Raw genomic sequence first — 4153 nt, 5'->3', positions numbered from 1 at the left:
TGGGGTCTCCCCATGCGAGAGTAGGGAACTGCCAGGCATCAAACAGAAACGAAAGGCTCAGTCGAAAGACTGGGCCTTTTGTTTTATCTGTTGTTTGTCGGTGAGTGCTCAATATCCCACTCTTCCATAACACAAGCCATCCTGAGGCATATGCGGTAAACTAAGCACGATTTTGCATCAGGAAAGCGTCTATGAATCACTCCCTTAAAGTCTGGAACACCTTCGGTATTGATCAGTATGCTAATGAACTTGTCTGCGCCGAAAATGAGCAACAATTACTGAATGCCTGGCAATCAGCCAATGCATTACAACATCCAGTGCTGATCCTCGGTGAAGGGAGTAACGTCCTGTTTCTTGATGCCTTCTATGGAACGGTGATTGTTAACCGTATTAAGGGCATTCAGGTCACAGAACAACCTGATGCCTGGCATTTGCACGTAGGTGCGGGGGAAAACTGGCATCATCTGGTACAGCATACTCTGCAACTGGGCATGCCAGGGCTGGAAAACCTTGCGCTCATCCCCGGTTGTGTCGGTTCATCGCCGATCCAGAATATCGGTGCTTACGGCGTAGAACTACAGCGTGTCTGTGAATATGTTGATTGCGTTGAACTGTCGACGGGCAAACATTTACGCGTCGCAGCAGCGGAATGCCGTTTTGGCTATCGTGATAGTATCTTCAAACATGAATACCAGGATCGCTTTGCGATCGTTGCCGTTGGGCTGAAACTACCAAAACAATGGCAGCCGGTGCTGACCTACGGCGACTTAACTCGCCTGGATCCCTCGACGGTGACGCCGCAGCAAGTGTTTGATGCCGTCTGTCATATGCGTACAACTAAACTACCCGACCCTAAAATACAGGGTAACGCGGGGAGCTTCTTTAAAAATCCCGTCGTTACCGCAGAAGTTGCTCAGGTGCTGCTGTCACAATTCCCGACAGCGCCTCATTACCCTCAAAAAGATGGCTCTGTGAAACTGGCTGCTGGCTGGCTTATCGATCAATGTCAGCTAAAAGGGGCGAGTATAGGTGGTGCTGCGGTACATCAGCAACAGGCGCTGGTACTCATTAATGCCAACGATGCAACAAGCCAGGATGTGGTGCAGCTTGCCCATCACGTTCGCCAGAAAGTGGGTGCGAAATTTAATGTCTGGCTTGAGCCTGAGGTCCGATTTATTGGACCAAGAGGGGAAATGAACGCCGTGGAGATCATAGCATGAAGGATCATACTGTACCTCTGACGCTTATTTCATTGCTGGCTGATGGTGAATTTCATTCGGGTGAACAGCTAGGTGAAAAGCTTGGCATGAGTCGTGCGGCTATTAATAAACACATCCAGACGTTACGTGACTGGGGTGTTGATGTATTTACCGTTCCCGGTAAAGGATACAGCTTACCGGAACCTATTCAGCTCCTGGATTCATCAGTTATTCATTCCCAACTGGGTGGTGGAAATATTACCGTCCTGCCGGTCATTGATTCGACCAACCAATACCTTTTGGATCGTATTGGGCAACTGGAATCAGGTGATGCCTGCGTCGCTGAATATCAGCAGGCCGGACGTGGCCGTCGTGGGCGTAAATGGTTTTCTCCGTTTGGAGCAAACCTTTACCTCTCAATGTTCTGGCGTCTGGAGCAGGGACCGGCGGCTGCGATTGGCCTGAGCCTGGTCATTGGTATCGTCATGGCAGAAGTATTACGCGATCTGGGTGCCGATAAGGTGCGCGTGAAATGGCCCAACGACCTCTATCTGCTCGATCGTAAACTCGCCGGCATTCTGGTGGAGCTTACCGGTAAAACGGGTGACGCTGCGCAAATTGTTATTGGCGCGGGTATTAATATGGCAATGCGTCGGGTGGAAGAGAGTGTGGTTAATCAGGGCTGGATTAACCTGCAGGAAGCGGGAATTAACATTGATCGTAACACCCTTGCCGCTCGGTTGATCCGTGAGCTGCGTGCAGCACTCGTACTGTTTGAGCAAGAAGGGCTAACGCCTTATTTACCACGTTGGAAGACGCTGGATAATTTTATCAATCGTCCCGTTAAATTGATTATCGGCGATAAAGAAATATTTGGTGTATCCCGGGGAATAGATGCGCAAGGTGCGCTATTACTTGAACAGGATGGCGTGATCAAACCGTGGATGGGTGGAGAAATATCACTCAGAAGCGCAGGGTAATAAAAAGGGGAGCGATAGCTCCCCTTTTTGTTTATTTCCGTAATCTCACTTGTTCAACAGCATGGTTGGCGCTTTTAGTCATGATTAAGCTGGCTCGCTCACGCGTTGGTAAGATATTTTGTTTCAAATTCAGCCAGTTAATTTCTTTCCAAAGTGTTGTGGCGGTATTGATAGCCTCATCTTCAGACAGTTTGGCGTAGTTATGGAAATAAGAGTCGGGGTTGGTAAATGCCCCTTCACGGAATTTCAGGAAACGATTGATATACCACGTCTGGAGTAATTCTTCTGGTGCGTCAACGTAAATAGAGAAGTCGACAAAGTCAGAAACAAATACATGATGTGGATCGTGAGGGTAATCCATCCCACTTTGTAATACGTTTAATCCTTCGAGAATTAAAATATCGGGTTGTGCGACGGTCTTGTCTCCATCAGGGATCACATCATAGATAAGATGTGAATAAACCGGCGCCGTGACGTTAGGGACACCTGACTTGAGGTCGGAAACGAATTTTACCAGACGGTGCATATCGTAGGACTGAGGGAAGCCTTTCTTCTTCATAAGTCCACGGTCTTTCAACACCTGGTTAGGGTGAAGAAAGCCATCGGTGGTAATCAACTCAACCTTGCGATGCTCAGGCCAGCGACTCAACAATGCCTGCAGGACGCGCGCAGTGGTACTTTTTCCTACCGCGACGCTGCCAGCAATACTGATGATATAAGGAATACGCTCGCCATTGGTGCCTAAAAATTGCTCCAGAACAGCCTGACGGCGCAGGTTTGAACTGATGTAAAAGTTTAGCAAACGCGATAAGGGCAAATAAATCTCGGCAACTTCTTCCAGCGATAAGTCTTCATTAATGCCTTTCAGACGAGCAATCTCTTCCTCGGTCAGGGTCATCGGCACGGAATCACGAAGCGCAGCCCACTGGTTGCGATCAAACTGTAGGTAAGGCGTCATTAACGCTTGCTCTTTTATACTCATACGCATGGTCTGGCTGTCATTGCGATATCAGGTCAGTAATAAAAAATGAATTCATCCCTGGCACGCAATGGCACGTCACATTTCAGTTAATTTGGACAATGGGCAGGAGGGTAACACCAGATGGGAGGGAATAATAAGAAAAAATCATCCCCTGAAAAGCAATGTGACGGGTATTCCAGATGTAAAAAGAGGCACTTTGCATCAGTTGGTATACATATGATGGAGTAAAACACCTCCTGGACGGTCGTGAAACGTTGTAAATTCGTACAGTCAGGCGCGAGAATAGATTATTTATCGGTCGTATAGTGTAAAATGTGAGCGATAGAACGTTTTATGCGATTTTTTAGTTGCATGAAAGCGCAGGTCTCCATAAAATGCGCGCTACTTGATGCCGACTTAGCTCAGTAGGTAGAGCAACTGACTTGTAATCAGTAGGTCACCAGTTCGATTCCGGTAGTCGGCACCATCAAGTCCNGGGGTTCCCGAGCGGCCAAAGGGAGCAGACTGTAAATCTGCCGTCACAGACTTCGAAGGTTCGAATCCTTCCCCCACCACCACTTTCTGGCAGCGTTATCGCCGCCTGGGTTGGTTAGAAAAATTAACCAGCTCAAACAGAAAAGAGAGAAATCTCTTTTTTGTTACAGAAAGAACTGGGTAGCCGAGTTTCAGGATGCGGGCATCGTATAATGGCTATTACCTCAGCCTTCCAAGCTGATGATGCGGGTTCGATTCCCGCTGCCCGCTCCAGACGTGCTGATATGGCTCAGTTGGTAGAGCGCACCCTTGGTAAGGGTGAGGTCCCCAGTTCGACTCTGGGTATCAGCACCACTTCACTTCTCCTTCCCGTTTCTCTCTGTTTACTTTTAAAAGCATTCAACAGTTCAGGTATATTGCCTGGTTGATGTGGTGATATCACCGATTTATCCGTGTCTTAGAGGGACAATCGATGTCTAAAGAAAAATTTGAACGTACAAAACCGCACGTTAACGTCG

The 4153-nt window shown here is 48.0% G+C and carries 3 protein-coding genes and 3 tRNA genes; 5 read left to right on the top strand and 1 reads right to left on the bottom strand.

Going from position 1 to position 4153, the window contains the following annotated elements; genetic code table 11:
• Positions 1-191 precede the first annotated feature (191 nt).
• Together murB and birA are read left to right on the top strand one after the other, a co-directional pair.
• Positions 192-1220 carry a UDP-N-acetylmuramate dehydrogenase gene (murB, locus tag FDX22_RS00295; RefSeq protein WP_146716557.1) on the top strand — a complete coding sequence of 343 codons (1029 nt, stop codon included), beginning with the start codon at positions 192-194 and terminating at the stop codon, positions 1218-1220.
• A complete protein-coding gene (gene birA / locus FDX22_RS00290; RefSeq protein ID WP_115259739.1) occupies positions 1217-2179 on the top strand; it encodes a bifunctional biotin--[acetyl-CoA-carboxylase] ligase/biotin operon repressor BirA in 963 nt (320 codons plus the stop codon). Before murB ends, birA begins: the two co-directional genes overlap by 4 nt.
• A gap of 31 nt (positions 2180-2210) precedes the next feature.
• Here birA and coaA read toward each other — a convergent pair whose 3' ends face one another.
• Positions 2211-3161, bottom strand: coding sequence for a type I pantothenate kinase (gene coaA, locus FDX22_RS00285; protein WP_096759485.1), 951 nt, complete (start codon positions 3159-3161; stop codon positions 2211-2213).
• 390 nt (positions 3162-3551) lie between these two features.
• Between coaA and FDX22_RS00280 the strand changes: the two genes are divergently transcribed.
• From FDX22_RS00280 to FDX22_RS00265, 3 genes are all read left to right on the top strand, one after another.
• Positions 3552-3627: transfer RNA gene (locus FDX22_RS00280), tRNA-Thr, on the top strand.
• Between the two features lie 206 nt (positions 3628-3833).
• Positions 3834-3908: transfer RNA gene (locus tag FDX22_RS00270), tRNA-Gly, on the top strand.
• A 5-nt stretch (positions 3909-3913) separates the two neighbouring features.
• A tRNA-Thr gene (locus FDX22_RS00265) sits at positions 3914-3989 on the top strand.
• Positions 3990-4153: the final 164 nt, after the last annotated feature.

This window comes from Citrobacter sp. TBCS-14 (genome assembly GCF_005280805.1).
In the GTDB taxonomy this organism is placed as follows: Bacteria; Pseudomonadota; Gammaproteobacteria; order Enterobacterales; family Enterobacteriaceae; genus Citrobacter; species Citrobacter gillenii.
This window is presented reverse-complemented; position numbering and strand designations above follow the sequence as displayed.